Below are 18,588 nucleotides of genomic sequence, written 5' to 3'. Positions count from 1 at the left end.
GGTCGCATGAACTAAGATAAATCGCTCGTTCTCTGAGCCGCCCCGTGAAGCCAGACTACCCACCGAGCGAATGCTCGAGGAAGAAGCGCAGCATTTCCCTCGTGGCATCCGGCCCTTGCGGGTCAGTGTAGGACCCGGCAGGGCTGCCGCCTGACCACGCGTGTCCGGCGCCATCGATGTTCCAGTGTTCCGAGATCGCCCGACCGGCCCCGTCGATCAGGACGGTGCGAGTATAGGCATGGCCGTGGGGTACGCGTCCGCGAAGTACCTTCGTCGTCGGCGTCGTCGCCCTGGCGGACTGCTCGATAATCTGATCGCCATTCTTTGGATGCACCGTAGTGTCGTGATTGCCATGGAAAACGATGGTCGGCACAGAAGTTTTGCCGTCCGCAATTGCCTTGGAGCCGCCTCCCTGCCGCATGGCGACGAACGCGGAGGGAAGGTCGCTGGCGGCCCCGCACGGGAGGCCTGAATGAATACCGACGGCCGCGTACAGATCGCTATACGTTGCGCCCATGATCGCGGCGGCGGCGCCGCCGGCCGACAGACCCGCGACATATACGCGCTTCGGATCAATCAAATGGTCGTGCATGATCTGGCGGGTAATGCCGGCGATCATCGAGGGCTCGCCCCCGCCGCGGCGCTGGTCGCTCGTGCGAAACCAGTTCCAGCACTTCGACTGGTTGGCTCCGCTCGGCTGCTCAGGATAGGCCACGAAGCAATTCTGCTCTTCTGCCGGGAAGTTCATCCGGGTGCCGGCCGCGAAATCGTCGGGCGACTGGGTGCAGCCATGAAGCATGACGATCAGGGGAAGCCGTTGTCCCTGGCAGCGGCTCGGGATGAACAGCTTGTAGGTCCGGCTTCCTGCGGCGTTACTGAAGGTACCGGCGATAAACCGTGTGCCCTCGGGCACGATGTCCGATGGCGACAGAGGAGCGCGCGTAATCGGACTTCGCAGGCCGAGCCGGGAAAAATTCCGCATTCCGTCGAGCGATAAGGAACGTCTGCGTCCCTGACCAGCGCGGGCCGACGAGGCCTGCGGAGCTTCCCGCTCCTCGACGACGTCGGCCGTGGCGTCGATGGTAAGCGGATCGAGCCGCGAGAGCGGAGCCTGAGAGGCGCTGCGCGACTCCGGTCTTGGAGCGCTATCGCCCTGCAGCATGCGCTGCAGCAGCGCGGTGGCCTCGACCAGTTGGCCGGCACGCGTGAGGCGGGTTGCTTCGCGGACTATGTCTTGATTCAGCATCGTTCACCTCATTCTGTCGGCGAGAGCGGCCTTGACCGCGGGACTGGCGTGAAGCGCCCCCAGCACCGAGACCGACGCGATTGTGGCGCGCGCCAACTCGGGAGTGACGTCTTGGGCGATGGTGGCTAAGCCCAAAACATTGATCTGCAGCATCTCGCCGGCGCGCCGCGCCGCTTCGAGATCCTCGCGTGTGTAGTTGCGCAGCCCGAGGTCCAAGTTCTTCCGGGCCGTGGATTGTCTGACGACCTCTACGTGTCGCTCGAGCTGGTTCCGGATTGCTGTCCGGATGAAATCGGTCCTGTTCGAATAGAACCCTTCCTGCACCATGAGATCGACATGACCGAGGTCGACATAGCCAAGGTTGATCGTGATCTTCTCGGTGTCGGGGGCCTTGGGTCGCAGCTCGTGTGTATTTCCGGCCATAGTGAAACATCCCTGCACCATCCGTCTGGATGGTGTGTGGATGTATCTAGATGCTCCCGGGCGCCTTTCAAGGGGTGGAGCCATCCAATAAACCAGGAGCTCGCGCAGGCGGACCGTCTCGTGGAGCGTCAGACAAATTCTGGCGAAACTCGCCTCCCCTGTCTTCGCAAGCCCGATGGCCCAGTTCGTTTAAAAAAACAGAAACAGGTTCGTCGTGCTCCCACGTCGCGGGCAAACCAAAATAGAAAGCACCCTTAACCTTCTGAGTGACATGCTCAATGTCGCTCACCTTCCGCTTCCCGTGTCGCCGGATGGCCGGCTGCCCACGTTCGCTGAAGTGACCGGCTTTGATGCTGCATCAGCGTGGGCCCCGCCTTACGCCAGGGCAACAAGCGTTTCTCGGCGAGCTCGCTGTCCGCTTCGCAGTGGTCAGTGGCCGGCTCAGCTACCAGCACAACTTCACAACAACGAGCCCCGCGAGATTGAAGTTCTCGAGAGCGCCGCTTTCACCGATTTCCTCGACAAGTCCGAACCGCTCTGGGCCGACCTGTACGGTTGGAGAACCAACTAGGCGTCATTCCGGAGCCAAGGGCGGCAAACTCAGGATCACGGCCTCGCCATCGATCACAAACCTCTTTTGCCGGTTCCTCAGCGCGGCCTCAGCAGGCCATCCAGAGTGCGGATGGTGACCATCTCACCGCAAAAGCAGCGGGCGTTCCCGTCCGGCCGTTGAGTCGGCAACGGCAGAGCCAGCCTGTGCATGCAGTTCTTCCAGGCGGTCCAGTCGCACTAGCTGCGCCAGCCTCGTAATCGATCTCGGACCGCGTTGCCAGCCACCTCTGCCATGCCGCCTCGAAGCCGGCGCGGACCTTGTGGAACGTCTCGTTAATGCCGCCGCGGTGCTTCCTGGGCTCGATCCCTGGAAGCCGCCACCGTGGCTCACGTAGGCAGAGCCGCCCTAGGACGTGCGGTGCGAGTAGGGGGATAGCAACAAAGTATGGCTTTGGCTATTCACATGCATGGAAGCGCATCTTCTGCAGGTCACTACTGACGATGGCGAGTGCCGGTTTTGGTTAGCAGCCGGTACGGAAGAAGAGGCCGTTCAGCTCGTCTTGGATGCCATCCCGGAGGGATGGACCGCCAAACTAATCGATCGCGGGGGCACCGCCCGGGAGCAAGCTGCAGCGCTCGGCCTGACTGTTGGGCTCGCGCCAGGAGAAGCCCGCGAGGTAAGCAGAGGAATCGGGCTTAGCTGATACGCAGGCGCTTCTCCGCCGCCGCGATCTGCGATCGGGGAAACTGACCAGATGTATTTTGAAGGTTTAGCCCACAAGGAGCGTCAGATGAGCGAACGACGTGAGCTATATCGTGATACCAACGGCGACGCTTGGTTTCTGGGACGCGAGCCGGCCAATGGCCATGCTTTCATCATTCATCAGCCAAATGCGCCTTCTGGCGGCCGACTGACACACATTGAACTCGGCGATTTCTTGCGAAGTGAGCCGAAAGGACCCGAGCACCAGGCCCTTCTGCGCCTGATAGGTACGCTAGTGAACGTGCCACCGTACGCTTAGGGCGTACCAGCAGCGTTAGAGCGGCCTAGCGCTCACATATGCGGGCTGTTCTCCGAGATCATAAGCAGAGACGGATCGGATATCGGCACACCTTGCAGGTCAATCGAGGCGTTTGAAAGGATCTGCGTGCAGATACGTGCCATCAAAGTAATTGACGCCAAAGCGCCGATCACCAATCCAACGCTCCCTCCGCATTCGAATCTTCCTGAGCAGAGTTCGTGGCGGCGAACGCAAGCATTGACTAGCTGCTCCTATAGGATGCAAACGCTCCCTCACGCTTGGTGGCTGAAAACCTCAGTAAGGAAGAGCAGCGAACGGCCGGCGCACACGAAAATTGAGGTTCGGGGCGAGGACGGGCCTTTCCAAGCCTCGCGCCATTTCGGAATCAAAAGATCCAAGAAGCCGTCTCCCCACCAGAAAAGAGAGGGCCGCCCGGAGGCGGCTAGTTTTTGTCTTCTCTTCTGCTTATTTCTTGAGGGCGTCAGCGGCGTCCCGCGCTGCATCCTTCACATCTCCCGCCGCATTGTGGGCAGATCCCTTGGCCTTGTCGATCTTGCCTTCGGCTTCCATGTCCTTGTCGCCAGTGAGCTTACCGGCACCTTCTTTGATGGCGCCTTTTGCCTTGTCGGCAGCGCCCTTCACATGTTCGCGGTCCATGATCGTGTCCTTTGCTGTTGGGAGAGCACACAACGAAAGCGTTGCGCAGTGGTTCCTCCTGCGGAGGCCCGCTTAAGGCCGCCGGCGTCGGACGCCTCGGCATATTGAAGGCAAGCCACCACTAAATTCTCGTCCCTGGCGGGCCGTTCTAACCGACTCGTGCTCTTATGGGGCGCGCCGGCCGGTCGCCGAGTGCGCGCAAGCGGATGGTCAAAATTGCTCAGACCTGGTCTGCCACAAGTGTTAACAACGCCCATCACCGTCCGGCTCATGGCTTCTATCGGTGCTGAGAACGCCAATTGCGCTCCCGCCTAACCGAACAGCGAGCACCATGTTCAAGCAATCATCGATATTTCAATACCGCTTAGAGGACGAGGCAATTGACTTGCGCAAGCAGGCTGAGGGTATGCCTCATGGCGTTCGACGCGACGAGCTTCTACGGATGGCCAGCCGGATCGATAACTCGGTTATCGTCAATAAGTGGCTGGATTCACCAGGTCTGCGCGCTCCGACCTAAACCTACCAGCGCAGAGAGGCCGCCTCAGTTGGCGGCGTCTGGCCTTAAGAGCCTGACATAGGTCGCGAACACCAGCCCGCGCGCGGAAGCGATCACCGCATGACGGCAGTCGGCCTGCGGCAGAAACTTGAATAGTTCCTAGCGGGAGCCGAAACAAGTGCTCGCTATCCAGCACCGAAAGGCGCACTGTCCGCCATCGCGCGGCCCTTAGCAATTACGGTGATGTGATCGCAAGTTGCGCTCCCGCTTGACCCGCAGCGGAGCATCAAACATGGCGGCTCGACGGCCCTCACACCAATCATCGACACTCGAATATCGCCTCGCACAGGAGGCGATCAATCTCCGCCTAGTCTACAGGTCAAGGAGTTGCCCGTTGGCGTTCGCCGCGCAGAGCTCTTGCGAAAGGCCAGGCAGATCGATGTTGCAGGAGAGATCAACAGGTGGTTGACCTCGCCGGGACTACAGGCGCCACCTTAAACTTGGCTCTCGTTCGCGTGATGAACTTCTGCACCCCACGAAGAGACCAACCTATATCGGGATTTTACAGTCTCCCTCCCGGGCTTGGTAAGCCGCCGCCTTCGCTTTATTTAAGGGGGCGGCGTTTTTGTCCTCAGGGCCAAACGACCTCATCTCCTGCGGTTGCCCCACCACCGGCCAAGGCTCAGTCATAGGCGCCGGTGGTTGACAGACGGGGTCCCAGCCCACGGTCGGTAGCCATGTGCGACGACGATCTGTTACTCCCATCTATGTGCCGATGCGACGTCCCTGGCGGGACATCACCCGGGACGCGCTGCGCCGCTCTCATGCGCTTTGGAAATCGAGCCCGAAATGAAATCGGGCCGCTGATGCAGGTCCGTTCTCATGCGCTTAGTCTTCTACCACCTTAGTCTTTCTTTCTTCGGCTTCTTGGCTTCGCGATTGCCGCGTTGCTATCCCTTCGCCATGCCGTCAATCTCCTGTTGCGGTTCGAGTTCATCCAGTTCATCCGACTGCAGAACGCGCCCGCGCGGCGTACAGACGCAGACATCCATATAGCCATCGCGCAGACGGCGTATCGTTGCCCGTGGAGATGCCAACTTGGCCCTCCGAAAAGCCATCCGCATGCTGACCGACGACGATTCGACCTTCGACCGCTTCCTTTCCGATATGCGCTTCATATTTCCAGGAATCGTCGCATAGCGCGGCCATGCACGCAAGTTTGTATGGGCGAAAAGTCCGTGGCCTCGTCAACGACAACCTGGGTACGGAGCAAGCTTTCAATTACGCATTCGGGACAACCCCAATGGAGCAATCGCATGACGGACGGCGCTGACCGCGAGCCTTCCGATGCCGAACTGAGCGCAGAGCACGAAGCTCTAACCTCGTGGCAGACTCCCCAGGAATTCGTATCCACAGTGGCCGCTCGCACCTCTCGTTAAGTCATCCACTCTCTTTAACAAAAGCAACGCGGGCTTTCTGCTCGACGCGATTCCCATTGCTGAGTTTACTAAGCGGCGCACTGCGCAGCTCGTTCGGATGGCAAGCAGATGGAAAGACGGAATGACGAACAAATTCAAAACGCGGGCGAAATAATTGATATCGAAGTGACGGAAATTTTGGACCCTGGCAGAAAGCGCGGCGACGAACATCGGTGTGAAGCAGAACAAGGCGTTCGGCATTTTGATCCCCACCTCGGAGAAACAATCGCAAACCAACTGGCGAAGGGAGTTAAAAAGAAAGCCGATAAAGGATACACAACAACGCCGCTGCTTCTGGTTTATCTCAACATTTTGGGCGGCGGACGCCTCGGAGCGAAGTCGAGATTGCAATAGAAGGGCTCAGGGCGGAATACGCTACCACATTCCGCGAAATATGCGTGCTTTGGGGCACAAAGTGGTGCTGACGGTCGCGGTCGAGTCTTCTCCAGCTGTAACGACAGCGCAAACTCCTCGAACCGCTTGCGCATCGCGTCCCAGAAGCGCCGCGCGTCGTCCTACCTCGTGCGCGAAACCAGCATACCGCACAATCATCACCCCACCCGTGGCCTCGTGCCGTCGCCAGCGCTCGGCCCACAGATCGAACACGTAGTATAGGTAGACGTTGGCAAGAAGTAGTGAAATCACCGACCCCTGGCCCGCCTCCTTTTTACTGACTGTGACGACCCCGTCCTCCAGCACGCCAACTCTGGTTTTGATGTGGCGGCACGTAACTCTCGACAGGCTGACTCGATAACCTTTCACCATACTTATCTGCTGGGTTGGCAGAAGCGCGCCCTCGATCAACGTCGGCAGAAAACGATAAGCTTTTCATACATTCTTTAGCAAACCTCGACCGACTCCGCTTTGGTGAACTCTCTTCAGGGGGCTTACCTTTGCAACTGGGGAGCGTAAGCAATCTTCTTCAGTGCCTTGTTCGCATCACCGCGACCTTGATAAGTGCCGAGCAACTCGCCCTCGTCGTCAATTTCTTCAACCCGACACAGGGTCCAACGCTTGTCTTTGCCCTGCGCGATGCGGAACGCACGACCGTTGCGGCGACAATAGAATGCTTCTGATTTCTCGATTCTGGTCCACGCACAATCCGCGCCCAACAGAAACCGCTGTTCCAGCCTTATTCGCTCTTCCTCTCTCCAGCGCCGATAGCTTTGCTCCTGCTCCGTTTCTAAGCCTGTCTTCCTCGCGCTCGATGCGCTCCTGCAACGCTCCAATGATCGCGCGCATCTCGGTGCCGTTTCCCTTGTCTGACTGACACAATGCGACACAGCCATTTCTGAGTTCGTCCTTGGGATAACTTGTATGTGGCTCTTCCCAAATAGCGCGCAGACGCTGCTCCACATCCGTTTTCGTCAACGGCAGGCCGGGTAACGTATTCAGAAACGCCTGGAGGTCCTCGACGGGTATCCAGATGGAGCCGCTGCCTGTGCGACCTCTTCTCGCCGACTCTCCCACTTCTTCCACACGGAGCTTGCTCCATCCAGCGCTTTCACAATCTCGCGCGATACCTTGTGAACGCTATGCGGCTCACGCAGGTGCTTCAAGGATGGGCTTTTTACGTAATCAAACAAGATAGAGGCGACGGCGTAGTGACGATCAGCGTTCATGCGGAGCTCTCGTCATTTTAATGCAACAGCAAGCCAAGTTACGCGGTGCGGCTTAGGCAACTCTCAACAGGATAACTCGATAACACCATTACGTTCACGGTTCTGGGGATGCTCCGGATCGATGCCATTGAGAACCCGCCGCTTAACGGCGCGCCAGATGGTCTGGCATAGCTCCGCCGCAGCTTTCGATGCCTGAGTGCAGATTGGCTCTTCGGTGACCAGCCACGCACCGACATGGATATGTGCCCACATTGAACACATACTCATTAAACGTAGCACCGATGAAGTGCCGGGCTAAGTGTGGATGGCGGACTACTTCGCCCTCCCACTGTGGTGGACTGCTCGGCGCTATGGTGCTTCGCATTCGCGCCACCCTTCCCGACAAGGGCAGGGCGAGAACCACGCTGGCAAGAATGAAGGCGATAGGGCTATGCGCTGCATGCCCCCTAAACGCATTTTGGGAACTTTTTGTTGCTATGCACCGTAGGAACGGATCGCCAGCCGCTTCCGTTACCCATCATGGAAAATATACGCCCACAAGACGAAGACCCGCGCGAGACGCCGCTGGATGATCCGCGGCAGCAGACTGACGCCCCCCATCACAAGCAGACAAATGAACCGTGGAAGGGCAATCCTGAGAAGGATCAACTCCCTCCTGACCGGCCGGACATCGATCTGGAGAATGGCAGGAGAGCAACACCCATCAGTCGAGAGTAGCAGTATCATGTATCGTACCCGCGAATACCTTGAGTGCGCCGAGAACTGCGCGCAGCTCGCGGAGCAGGCTCGGACGGCCCCCGCCGCGCGCCGCTATCAACGCATGGAGGCGGCTTGGCGCGCGCTCGCCGAGGAGCAGCAGTGGCTGGACGGGGAGATTCCGCCGGTAGGCAGACCAAATTCATCCGCGCTACACTCGCACTCATGACGCGCACAATCCGCGCTTGCTGCCAATAAGGAATTGCTTCGTCGGCGGTAGCCCAACCTGACTTTCATCGTGCGCTGGCAGCGCACAACACAGTGACATGAGACATAATTGTACCCAACTTTGTTAACCTCCCGTGTGCACAAAGACGCCTGCGCTTGCTCGGCGCTCAGCCAGGGTAGGAACCATAGTCGTTGGGACAGCTTGGTATCCAAAACGAAAGGATATCTTATGTCCACAAAGATACCCAACACAGAAGCCGATGCGGGCCGTCAAGTCCCGTCACGTCGTCACGACGCTGGTAGCGGCGCGAACGAAACTACCGATGGATTGGATGCAAGCACCGAAGCGTTGCGCCATGCTGCGGAAGACACGCCATCGGGTGCCTTGCCGGAGGATGTTGAGATTGTCCCGGTATTTGACCGCGCCGACTTAGCACCCAAAATTTAGGTGCAACCATGGTGAAGAAAAAGCACGGCATCATTATCGAAACACCCATGGAAGCGCGTCAAGCCGAACCCGGGCCCTCGATCCTCTTGCTGCTTCTCATCAGCGTAAGTGTCGCTGTGCTCGCTATGGCCGTTGTCTGGTTCGTTTTCTTCCGTACCTAGCGTCGCGTTGCTTTTAGCTAGGCCGATTTACAGCCCGTTAGGTGGAGAATTGTCAGACCGGACTGCATTGATCGCGAGCCGGGCCAATCCCATGTCCATCCTAACGGAGGACAGCATGAAGCAATCGCAGCATTCCAAAATGCAGAGAACTGCCGAGATCCAACTTTCCACCGGTACAAGCGCATAGAAACCGCATGAAGGACTTTGGCCGATGAGCAAGAATGGCTGAATGGTGAGATTATTCAGAACGCCGAGTCCCGGGACTAGCTGCGTTCAAACTTAGCGAACTGAGTAACGGCGGGTCTGTTGCTAGCCTTGGGGAGCACTTCCGGACCTGGGCAAACAGCGGTACCTCGACCAGTGTTCCGATCAGTCGCGGCAACGCTTGCTGTTCGACTCCATTTCCGTCACGCAAGAGCTCGCCCAATTCAATGTGAGAAAGGCGGCCACCAGAAGGGGCATTGGGCTGATGAATAATAAAAGCATGACCGCTAGTCGGCTCGCGCCCCGATGAACCAAGCGTCGCCATTTGGACTGCGATATAGTTCTCGCCGGTCTGAATATTTCCTCCTAATCGCCCCAAGCTAGGGCGCGTACTAATAACTCCCTTGTATGAGGTCCGCTATGATCCTGATAGTGGCGCACTAGCACTAGCCGCTCTCGCCAGGTCCGAGCTGGGACAACATCGGGCTAGCAAATAGAGCCGCCAACTGGATCGGCTTTTAGTTCATCTTCGCCGAAGCTCGTCATGTAGCCCGGGATCGTCGGCACACTCTTGCGCGGCCTGTCGAGCTTCCTCCATGCCGCCCCCCGGCGAAGGCTTTGGACGGGCTGCTTTTCGGTCACGCTATTTCGTCATCCCAAACACGGCTGTTGGCATCTCCGACATTCAAAAGACCCAACAGCTTTTTCTTGCCCGCGTCGAATGCCGAAAACGAAGGGAACAAGGCTCGCGGATGGGGCCGGGATCCTGCGGCTCGGGAGGGCTGCTTTGCAGGAGTCTGTCATCGGTCGGTCGGCAAGGGTCGTTCAAGTACCGAACCATCTCAGGCAAGCGTTGCCGCTATACAAACTCCTATTCTTCCAGCTCCGTGAGGATGCGGTTGCGGTGCTGGATATGCTGCATCTGAATGGCGAAGAAGGTGTTTAGAAGCTTCTGAGCCTCGGTTGTGTTCGCTCCTCGGCGAGCCAAGTCCGCAATACGCTCCTCTTGCTTGGCAATATTCCGCTCGCCTTGGGCGACGTGCCGTTCGGCCTGTTCCAAATGGCGAAGCTGCATTGCGCGGTCCACGAGGCAACCTAGAACAGAGTTGGACAGTTCCCAAGTTAATTTAGGGGCTAAGGATTGAATAGGAAACACCAACGCAGGCCCGGTGTCATCCCGGCAATAGAAAATTGTCTAGCATAAAAGGACGCCAAATGAAGCTGTCTCACTCGGGAGTGAGCTTGTAAACGTCACCGGGTTGGAGGTTGAGTTCCTGAAACAGCCCTTGCTGCTTTTCCGTAACAAGCGCTGGTGCAATTTCCGCCGTCCAGCCTTCGGGGACAGCCGCGAGGACGAGTGTCAACGCCTGAGCGTGATGCGTTAGCGATCAAGCGAGTCCATGCTGCGTCCTTGCTGCGTGGAGCCGCCGATACAAGTTGGTAGTCATTGAAATTGAACGGGAGTTTTTGCGAACGATGCCGCGTCGGAATTCGTGGGACGGAATCGCAATTTTTGCGATGAAATAAGAGAATTTCAGAGGGTTTGGTGGTTGGGGCGGCAGGATTCGAACCTACGTCTGGTGGAATCAAAATCGGCTGCGGCGGGCCTCGGCGCGAAACGATGATTTCTTCTCGGGCGCGGTCGCAACCATACCAGGTTCGCTCCAGGACCGACCTCCGTAAAACTCGACGAACGCGATCGAATGCAAGACACGTGCAGGCTACCGTGCCGACCGACAGCAAAAACTTCAGAGGGTGCCAACCCCGCGCGCAACTGCGTGCCGGAAGATTTGAGCAAGGAACGTAAGGTGACGATTGAGCGTATCTCCGGCGATCCCGCGCTCGCTTGAATGATGTGCCATAGCAACAGCGCGCAGCTCGGCGATGCTCCGGCTTTCATCCTTGGCGGACTTGCCGTAATTCTTGTAGATGGCCGACCGAAGAAAATCGACGAACTTGCCGACATGCTGTTGGCGCAGGGCGTTTAAGTCCTGGACCAGCTGGTCCTGCAGCATGAACTTGACGAACAGGTTCGAGATGCTTCGGGCTTGCCTCTGAGTTTTCTCGTCCCAATGACCATCCTTGGCGTTTTGCTGGATGACATTTTCAGCGAAGGTGGAGAAGTCCGTCATCAAGAGGGACATTGCGGCGGGACGATCCACGGCCTTCGGTGGATCGTTACTCCGGAGGCCGATGCCAGGCTCGGGTGTTACAACTTGCTGCGGTGGATCGTTCATGCCCATGAGCATGCGATCCACAAAGCCCACATCTTCTGTGCGCCTGCCTCCGTAGCGCCGATCAATTTCGGCCAGGGCGAGCTTCATTCCGCGGAAGTAAGTTCCTTGCGCGATCCCCAGGTTCATCGCTGTCGGGAGGGCGCCGACTGCACCGACCATATGATCGAGAATATGAGCGTTCGTGGGGACCATATTGTTGCGCCGGAGCATCGCCAGATGCCACTTCACCGCCTCGATGTTGGCCTCGGACAGTCCGTCGGCGGCCATCCGGACGCGATCCTCATCCCGAACGACCGCGCTTGCGCCTTGAGCATCCAAAAGGGCAAAGGCCCAAAATGCCTGCTTGTCGCCCATTCGCTCCCGCTCGAAGTCGAAGCCGGACGAATTTTTGGCGGCATACGCGAGCCGGTCCAGCTTCACGAGCTGCCTGTCGACAACGCGGCGAAGCATTGTCTCAATTTGAGACTTTGACAGGTGCGGGTCGAAGCTATCGGCGAGCATCGCGGCATCTTCCAGGATCAAGTCAAGCTGAGCAGCCAGCCGACGCGCCACGGTTCGGCTCGTCGTTTTCAGGCTCAGAAAAAGATGCTGGCGATCCAGGAAATTGGCAAGCGAACGGGGCGCTCGGCGGCGCCAGTAGTACACGGCTTCTCGGCGAAAGATGTGGACAGCCATATCGGACACACCCCTGTGCAGCAGCAGTGTGTCGCAGAGCTGTGCAGCAGCTCCCCAGCCAGGCCGGTTTCGTCAGCAATTTCAGGGGCAGCAAGGCTTCTGGCTGGGGCGGGAGGGATCGAACCTCCGAATGGCGGAATCAAAATCCGCTGCCTTACCGCTTGGCTACGCCCCAACTGGAGACCGGGCGAACGGCGGAAGATCGAGCTGCCGCGGATTCCCTTCGGTCGCTGCCGGTCTATAGGGAGCGGCGCGGCATTTCAACCGCCTGGAGGGGCAAAATGCCACCCGGGGCGGACCATCCGACCGCCTCACTTTATTATAGGCCCCGGTAGCTCCGCCCCGGAGCCGCGCCGTCCCCATCCACCGGCCATTGAGACTGCCCCCGTTTCGTGGGAATACGGCGCCCAATATTTGTCCACGGGAGTGAGCCATGACCTACCGCGCGCCGATTTCCGACATGCTGCTGTCGCTCAACCATGGCGCCGGCCTCAAGGCCGCCGTGGACGCCGGCCATTACGGCGATTTCGACGCAGACATTGCCGCGGCCGTGCTGGAGGAAGCCGGCAAGTTCGCAACCGACGTGCTGGCGCCGCTCAACAAGATCGGCGACGAGCACGGCATCAAGCTCGAGGACGGCAAGGTGACGACCGCACCGGGCTGGCCCGACGCCTACAAGCGCTGGACCGAGGGCGGCTGGAACGCCGTCTCCGGTCCGGAAGATTTCGGCGGTCAGGGCCTGCCGCTCGCGATCAATGCGGCCTGCACCGAGATCTGGAGCGCCGCCAACCTTGCCTTCGGCCTCTGCCCGCTGCTGACGGCCTCCGCGATCGAAGCGCTGGAGGCGCATGGCAGTGACGAGCTGAAGACAATCTATCTCGAAAAGCTCGTCTCCGGCGAATGGACCGGCACGATGCAACTGACCGAGCCGCAGGCCGGCTCCGACGTCGGCGCCCTGCGTACCCGCGCCGAGATGCAGGCCGACGGCACCTATCGCATCAAGGGGACCAAGACCTTCATCACCTATGGCGAGCACGACATGACCGACAACATCGTGCATTTCGTGCTGGCCCGCCTGCCCGACGCGCCCGCCGGCACCAAGGGGATCTCGCTGTTCCTGGTGCCGAAGTTCATGGTCAATGCGGACGGCTCGCTTGGGCAGCGCAACGACATCTATGCGAGCGGTGTCGAGCACAAGCTCGGCATGCATGCTTCGCCGACCTGCACCATGACCATGGGCGATCACGGCGGCGCGATCGGCTTCTTGATCGGCGAAGAGAACCAGGGCATGCGCTGCATGTTCACGATGATGAACCAGGCCCGCCTCGGCGTCGGCCTCGAAGGCGTCGGCGTCGCCGATCGCGCCTATCAGCAGGCGCTGTCCTACGCCCAGGAACGCAAGCAGGGCCGCGCCGTCGGCAACAAGGGCGAGGGCTCGGATGCGATCTTCGTCCATCCCGACGTCAAGCGCATGCTGATGCGGATGCGGGCGCAGACCGCGGCCGCGCGCACCATCTGCTATGCGACCGCGGTCGCGATCGACGTCTCCAACCGCGCCAAGGACGCCAAGGTGCGGACCGACGCGGCCGCACGCGCCGCGCTGCTGACACCGATCGCAAAGGGCTATTCCACCGACATCGGCAACGAGGTCGCCTATCTCGGCGTGCAGGTGCATGGCGGCATGGGCTTCATCGAGGAGACCGGCGCCGCGCAGCATTATCGCGATGCCCGCATCACCGCGATCTACGAAGGCACCAACGGCATCCAGGCGATCGACCTCGTCACGCGCAAGCTCGCGGCCAACGGCGGCGCCTCGGTATGGGCGCTGCTCGACGAGCTCTCGGCCACCGTCAAACAGGTCAAGGCCTCCAACGATCCCGCCTTCGGCACCACGGGCGCGAAGCTGCGCGAGGCGCTGGAAGCATTGACGCGCACCAGCAAATGGCTGCTGGAGCGCGTTGCGTCCGCGCCGAACGAGGCGCTCGCCGGCGCGACGCCGTATCTTCAGCAGTTCGGCGCGACGGTCGGCGGCTGCATGCTGGCCGCCGAGGCGCTCGCCGCCAAGGCCGACGGCACCGCGGATGCCGCGCGCTACGTCTCGCTCGCGCGCTTCTTCGCCGAAAACATCACGGTGCAAGCGCCCTCGCTCGAGCGCACAGTGACGGAGAGCGCGGAATCGGTCGCGGCGGCGGATGCGGTGCTGCTGGGATAAGCGCTGATCGCCAGCGCCGATGCGTAGGGTGGGTTAGCGTAGGCGTAACTCACCACTTGTCTCGCCGTATAAGAGGTGAATTACGCTTCGCTAATCCACCCTACGGGCCGCAATCTCCGCCCTTCTCCCCGGCCGCCACAGCACCACGCCCGCTGCGACGAGATCGAGCACCACGCACAGCGCGAACGCCGTCGTGTAGTTTCCGGTGAAGCTGCGCACCAGGCCGACGATGCCGGGGCCGAAGGCGCTGACGATGCCGCTGATGGAGGTGCCGAGGCCCATCGCGGCGGCGAAGGCGGAAGAGCCGATCTCGCGCTGGATGATCAGCGGCGGAAACGTGATCATGTTACCGATCGAGAAGCCATAGACGGCGCAGCAGGCCAGCAGCACGGTCGGGCTCGTGCTTTGCAGAGCCACGAACAGCGCGGCAGCCTGGCTCGTCATCGATGCCGCACAGGCGAGCCTGGGATCCAGCCGGTCGACGAACAGGCCGAGCGACAGGCGGCCGACGATCGCCATCGCTGCCATGATGGTCACGGCAAGGCCGGCACTCGCGCGCCCGATCAGCGGTTCGAGAAACGTCACCTGATGGATGATGAAGCCCATCTGCGCGAGCAGCGCGATCGCGATCGGCAGCACCATGGTCCAGAATGCCGCATTGGCGAGCAGCGCCTTGCGCGAGTGAACCGGTGCAGCCGCGCCGGAGACACGTCCGCCCGGAGAAGGCAACGTCCCCGCGGGCCAGCCGATGAACGTCACGACCACAGGCAGCACCAGCACCATCATGGCGAGCGTGGCCGCCAGCATCGCGGACCGGAAACCGATGCTGCCGGTGAGCGATAGCAGCAGCGGGACGAGGATGATGCCGCCGCAGGTCGCACCGTTGAAGGCGAGGCTGAGCGCGAGGCCGCGGCGCTGCTCGAACCAGGAGTTCAGTACGGTGGCGATCACCACGGTGCCCATGCCGGTCCAGCCGACCGACATCAGCGCATAGGCGAGATAGAGCTGCCAGGGCGTCTGCATCAGCGCCAGCAGCACGGTCGAAGCGCCGAGCGCCGACAGGCCGCACAGGATCAGTGCGCGCAGCCCGATCCGCGCGAGCAGATCGTCGGTGAAGATGACGAGGACGGACGTGAGGAGGAACGAGAAGGTGCTGGCCGCGGAGATCAGCGTGCCCGGCCAGCCATGGGCGCGCTGCAGCTCGGCCAGATAGACGCCCTGGCCATAGAGGCCGAAGCCGAACATGAAGAAGGCCATCATGAAACAAGCCAGCACGACGCGCCAGCCGCGATAGCGCGGCGAGGATTCGTCAATGCGCGTTCCGGCTATCATCCCTGAAGCAATCAATCAAAGGAAACGGCACCAGGCGCGATCGTGCACTACAACTTACGGTTTTTCAAATGAAACATTGTACCCATTTGTTGCAATGCGCAACAACGGGTCACCTCCGATTGAGCCGGTCCACGCACCGACGTCACATGATCGGCATCGAAAAGCCGAACCTGTGCATTGGCACGCCTGTAAGATGATGTAGGCTGACGCATTGTGGGACACGCCAAGGGCAAGCGCCGCGGCGACTGCAGGGGGCTCGCATGCCGAACGGCAACATCGTCGTCACCGAAGAGCGTGGAACGCGCGTGATCACCCTGCGCCGCCCGGGCAAGAAGAACGCGATCACACAGGACATGTATCGGCAGATGAGCCGCGCGATCGACACCGCGCAGAACAATTCCGACATCCGCTGCATGATCATCACCGGCGGCTCCGGCGTGTTCACCGCCGGCGACGACATCGACGATTTCCTCAACGCCGACACATCGCGCCCCGAGACGCTGTCGGAAGGGGCGAAATTTCTCTATTCACTGGCCCTCAACGCCAAGCCCATCATCGCAGCCGTGGACGGCGCCTCGATCGGCATGGGCACCGTGATGCTGTTCCACTGCGACTATGTGCTCGCCTCGAACGCGGCGACCTTCTCCGCACCCTATATCCATCTCGGGCTCGTCCCGGTCGGCGCTGCCAGCCTGTTGATGCCTGATACGATGGGCTATCAGCGCGCCTTCGCGATGCTGATCATGGGGCGGACCTTCACCGCCGCCGAGGCGTATGCCGCAGGCTTCGTCAACACCGTGGTCTCGCCGGGACACACCGAGGTCGAGGCGCGCAAGGTGGCGCGCGAAATCTGCCGCCTGCCGGCCGAGGCGGTCGCGACCTCGCGCAAGCTGCTGCGCACCCCGCCGGAAGAACTCACCCGCCGCATCGACCAGGAAGGCCATCTGTTCGGCGAGCGGCTGAAGTCGGACGAAGCGGTGGCGGCATTCAATGCGTTCGCGAACAGGAAGAAAAGGTAGCGGCGCAATCGGCGACCAGCGATGGTCGTCATTCCGGGGTGCGACGAAGTCGCGAGCCCGGAATCCATCGGGCGGCAGAGTTCGTGGGTGAATGGATTCCGGGCTCGACGCTGCGCGTCGCCCCGGAATGACGGCGAGAACCTTCGTGAAATCTTCGCGCTGAACGACTAATCTGGCTTCATGCGATACCTTTCCATCCTTGCCGCACTCGCCCTCGCCACCCTCCCCGCTTCGGGCCAGACCGCCGCGCCTGTCGAGCTGCGTATCCTCGCGATCAACGATTTTCACGGCAATTTGCGTCCGCCGCCGGGCGGCATCCGCATCGGGAATCCCGAGGATAAAACCAAGAAGGTCATGGTCTCCGCCGGCGGCGCCGAATATATGGCGACGCTGGTGAAGCAGCTGCGCGGCGGACACAAGAACACGATCTTCGTTGCCGCCGGCGATTTGATCGGCGCAAGCCCGTTTTTGTCGGCGATGTTTCACGACGAGCCTTCGATCGAGTCGCTTTCGATGATGGGGCTGGCGATCAGCTCCGTCGGCAATCACGAATTCGACGAGGGCAAGACGGAGCTCTTGCGGATGCAGAACGGCGGCTGCCATCCAGTCGACGGCTGTCAGGGACCGCATCCCTTCACGGGCGCCAAGTTCAAATATCTCGCCGCATCCACGGTGGAGACCGCGACGGGGAACAGCGTGTTGCCGCCCTACGAGATCCGGGAGTTCGAGGGTATCCCCGTCGGCTTCATTGGGCTGACGTTGAAGGAGACCGCGGGCATCGTCTCGCCGGCAGGCATTGCGGGCCTCGAATTCCGCGACGAGGGCGAGACTGTCAACGCGCTGGTGCCGCAGCTGAGGGCGCGCGGGGTCGAGGCGATCGTGGTGCTGATCCACCAGGGCGGCGAACCCTCCGGCGACTACAATGAATGTCCTGCCATCACCGGGCCGATCGTCGACATCGTGAAGAAGTTCGACCGGGCCGTCGACCTCGTCGTCAGCGGCCACACTCATCGTGCCTATGTCTGCGACATCAACGGACGGCTCGTCACCAGCGGCGACAAATACGGCACGCTGGTGACCGCGATCGACCTCAAGCTCGATCCGGCAAGCCGCGACATCGTCAGCGCCAAGGCCGAGAACGTCATCGTCACCAACGCCTCGCTGGAGAAGGATCCCGAGCAAACGGCACTGATCGAGGCTTACGACAGACTGTCAGCGCCGATCGCCAACCGGCCGGCGGGATCGGTGACGCAGACGCTGTCGCGTAGTCCCAACGAGGCCGGCGAAAGCGCGCTCGGCGACATCATCGCGGATGCGCAATTGTTCGCAACCCGTGACGCCAAGGACGGCGCCGCCGTCATCGCGCTCACCAATCCCGGCGGCATCCGCACCGATATCGTGCCGAAGGAGAACGGCGCGATCACGTTCGGTGACGTCTTCGCGAGCCAACCGTTCCGCAACCGCCTCGTCACCCTGACGCTGACCGGCAGCCAGCTCAAGGACCTATTGGAACAACAATGGCTGGACCCGAAGCGGCCCCGAATCCTCCAGGTGTCGAACGGATTCAGCTATGCCTGGGATGCGGCGAAGCCATTCGGTGAGCGCGTGAGCCTGGACAAGATGACGCTCAACGGCAGGCCGATCGAAGCCGGGACCGGATATCGCGTCACCCTCAACGATTACCTCGCCGTCGGCGGCGACGGTTTTACCGTCGCCAAGCAGGGCACGGCGCCGCAATATGGCGGCTATGATGCGGACGCGCTGTTCGCGTTCTTCCGGGCGCACGGGCCGATCGGTCCGCTGCCGCCGACCCGCATCCTCCGTGTGAATTGATCCGGATCAAACCGGCCGCCGCGGGCCGACCCTTTGCCATTGCCGCC

General features: G+C 60.7%; 15 protein-coding genes and 1 tRNA gene. 8 read left to right on the top strand and 8 right to left on the bottom strand.

Translation table 11 applies throughout. The features are described 5' to 3' along the window. Positions 1–55: 55 nt before the first annotated feature. Together LPJ38_RS16245 and LPJ38_RS16240 are read right to left on the bottom strand one after the other, a co-directional pair. Entirely contained in the window at positions 56–1,246 is a 1,191-nt protein-coding gene (locus LPJ38_RS16245) for an extracellular catalytic domain type 1 short-chain-length polyhydroxyalkanoate depolymerase (RefSeq protein WP_145642282.1), read from the bottom strand. Between the two features lie 3 nt (positions 1,247–1,249). Continuing rightward, positions 1,250–1,669, bottom strand: a complete 420-nt coding sequence (locus LPJ38_RS16240; protein ID WP_145642284.1) for a CopG family transcriptional regulator — start codon at positions 1,667–1,669, stop codon at positions 1,250–1,252. 1,307 nt (positions 1,670–2,976) lie between these two features. Here LPJ38_RS16240 and LPJ38_RS16235 point away from each other — a divergent pair. Continuing rightward, the gene (locus LPJ38_RS16235) at positions 2,977–3,243 is read left to right on the top strand and encodes a hypothetical protein (protein ID WP_231088644.1); all 267 of its coding nucleotides are present in this window, start codon (positions 2,977–2,979) and stop codon (positions 3,241–3,243) included. Positions 3,244–3,708: 465 nt separating this feature from the next. Here LPJ38_RS16235 and LPJ38_RS16230 read toward each other — a convergent pair whose 3' ends face one another. Next, positions 3,709–3,900 (bottom strand): CsbD family protein, encoded by a 192-nt coding sequence (locus LPJ38_RS16230; protein ID WP_028170261.1) that lies wholly within the window; start codon positions 3,898–3,900, stop codon positions 3,709–3,711. A gap of 2,043 nt (positions 3,901–5,943) precedes the next feature. On the opposite strand from LPJ38_RS16230, the gene LPJ38_RS16225 reads away from it, so the two are divergent. Then, positions 5,944–6,228, top strand: a complete 285-nt coding sequence (locus LPJ38_RS16225) for a PDDEXK family nuclease (protein WP_145642292.1) — start codon at positions 5,944–5,946, stop codon at positions 6,226–6,228. Positions 6,229–6,761: 533 nt separating this feature from the next. Here the strand turns inward: LPJ38_RS16225 and LPJ38_RS16220 are convergent. Beyond that, a complete protein-coding gene (locus tag LPJ38_RS16220; RefSeq protein ID WP_231088643.1) occupies positions 6,762–7,163 on the bottom strand; it encodes a hypothetical protein in 402 nt (133 codons plus the stop codon). Between the two features lie 1,057 nt (positions 7,164–8,220). On the opposite strand from LPJ38_RS16220, the gene LPJ38_RS16210 reads away from it, so the two are divergent. The 3 genes from LPJ38_RS16210 to LPJ38_RS16200 all read left to right on the top strand — a co-directional run bounded on the left by LPJ38_RS16210 (position 8,221) and on the right by LPJ38_RS16200 (position 9,029). Then, positions 8,221–8,421, top strand: coding sequence for a hypothetical protein (locus tag LPJ38_RS16210; protein ID WP_018640763.1), 201 nt, complete (start codon positions 8,221–8,223; stop codon positions 8,419–8,421). A gap of 228 nt (positions 8,422–8,649) precedes the next feature. Next, a complete protein-coding gene (locus LPJ38_RS16205; RefSeq protein ID WP_145642295.1) occupies positions 8,650–8,868 on the top strand; it encodes a hypothetical protein in 219 nt (72 codons plus the stop codon). An 8-nt stretch (positions 8,869–8,876) separates the two neighbouring features. Beyond that, complete coding sequence (locus LPJ38_RS16200; protein ID WP_018640764.1) at positions 8,877–9,029, top strand: hypothetical protein; 153 nt, start codon at positions 8,877–8,879, stop codon at positions 9,027–9,029. 1,075 nt (positions 9,030–10,104) lie between these two features. Here LPJ38_RS16200 and LPJ38_RS16195 read toward each other — a convergent pair. From LPJ38_RS16195 to LPJ38_RS16185, 3 genes are all read right to left on the bottom strand, one after another. Next, positions 10,105–10,308, bottom strand: coding sequence for a hypothetical protein (locus tag LPJ38_RS16195; protein WP_018640766.1), 204 nt, complete (start codon positions 10,306–10,308; stop codon positions 10,105–10,107). A 673-nt stretch (positions 10,309–10,981) separates the two neighbouring features. Beyond that, complete coding sequence (locus LPJ38_RS16190; RefSeq protein WP_145642298.1) at positions 10,982–12,145, bottom strand: DUF6538 domain-containing protein; 1,164 nt, start codon at positions 12,143–12,145, stop codon at positions 10,982–10,984. Positions 12,146–12,245: 100 nt separating this feature from the next. Further along, positions 12,246–12,320: transfer RNA gene (locus tag LPJ38_RS16185), tRNA-Gln, on the bottom strand. Between the two features lie 258 nt (positions 12,321–12,578). On the opposite strand from LPJ38_RS16185, the gene LPJ38_RS16180 reads away from it, so the two are divergent. Next, a complete protein-coding gene (locus LPJ38_RS16180) occupies positions 12,579–14,357 on the top strand; it encodes an acyl-CoA dehydrogenase family protein (protein ID WP_145642301.1) in 1,779 nt (592 codons plus the stop codon). A 90-nt stretch (positions 14,358–14,447) separates the two neighbouring features. Here the strand turns inward: LPJ38_RS16180 and LPJ38_RS16175 are convergent, their stop codons facing one another. Beyond that, the gene (locus tag LPJ38_RS16175) at positions 14,448–15,689 is read right to left on the bottom strand and encodes an MFS transporter (protein ID WP_145642304.1); all 1,242 of its coding nucleotides are present in this window, start codon (positions 15,687–15,689) and stop codon (positions 14,448–14,450) included. A gap of 260 nt (positions 15,690–15,949) precedes the next feature. On the opposite strand from LPJ38_RS16175, the gene LPJ38_RS16170 reads away from it, so the two are divergent. Next, positions 15,950–16,708: an enoyl-CoA hydratase-related protein gene (locus LPJ38_RS16170; RefSeq protein WP_145642307.1), complete on the top strand. Its 759-nt coding sequence runs from the start codon at positions 15,950–15,952 to the stop codon at positions 16,706–16,708. A gap of 180 nt (positions 16,709–16,888) precedes the next feature. Next, positions 16,889–18,541 (top strand): bifunctional metallophosphatase/5'-nucleotidase, encoded by a 1,653-nt coding sequence (locus LPJ38_RS16165; protein WP_145642310.1) that lies wholly within the window; start codon positions 16,889–16,891, stop codon positions 18,539–18,541. Positions 18,542–18,588 lie beyond the last annotated feature (47 nt).

It is taken from the genome of Bradyrhizobium daqingense (genome assembly GCF_021044685.1).
GTDB classification, from domain to species: Bacteria; Pseudomonadota; Alphaproteobacteria; order Rhizobiales; family Xanthobacteraceae; genus Bradyrhizobium; species Bradyrhizobium daqingense.
This window is presented reverse-complemented; position numbering and strand designations above follow the sequence as displayed.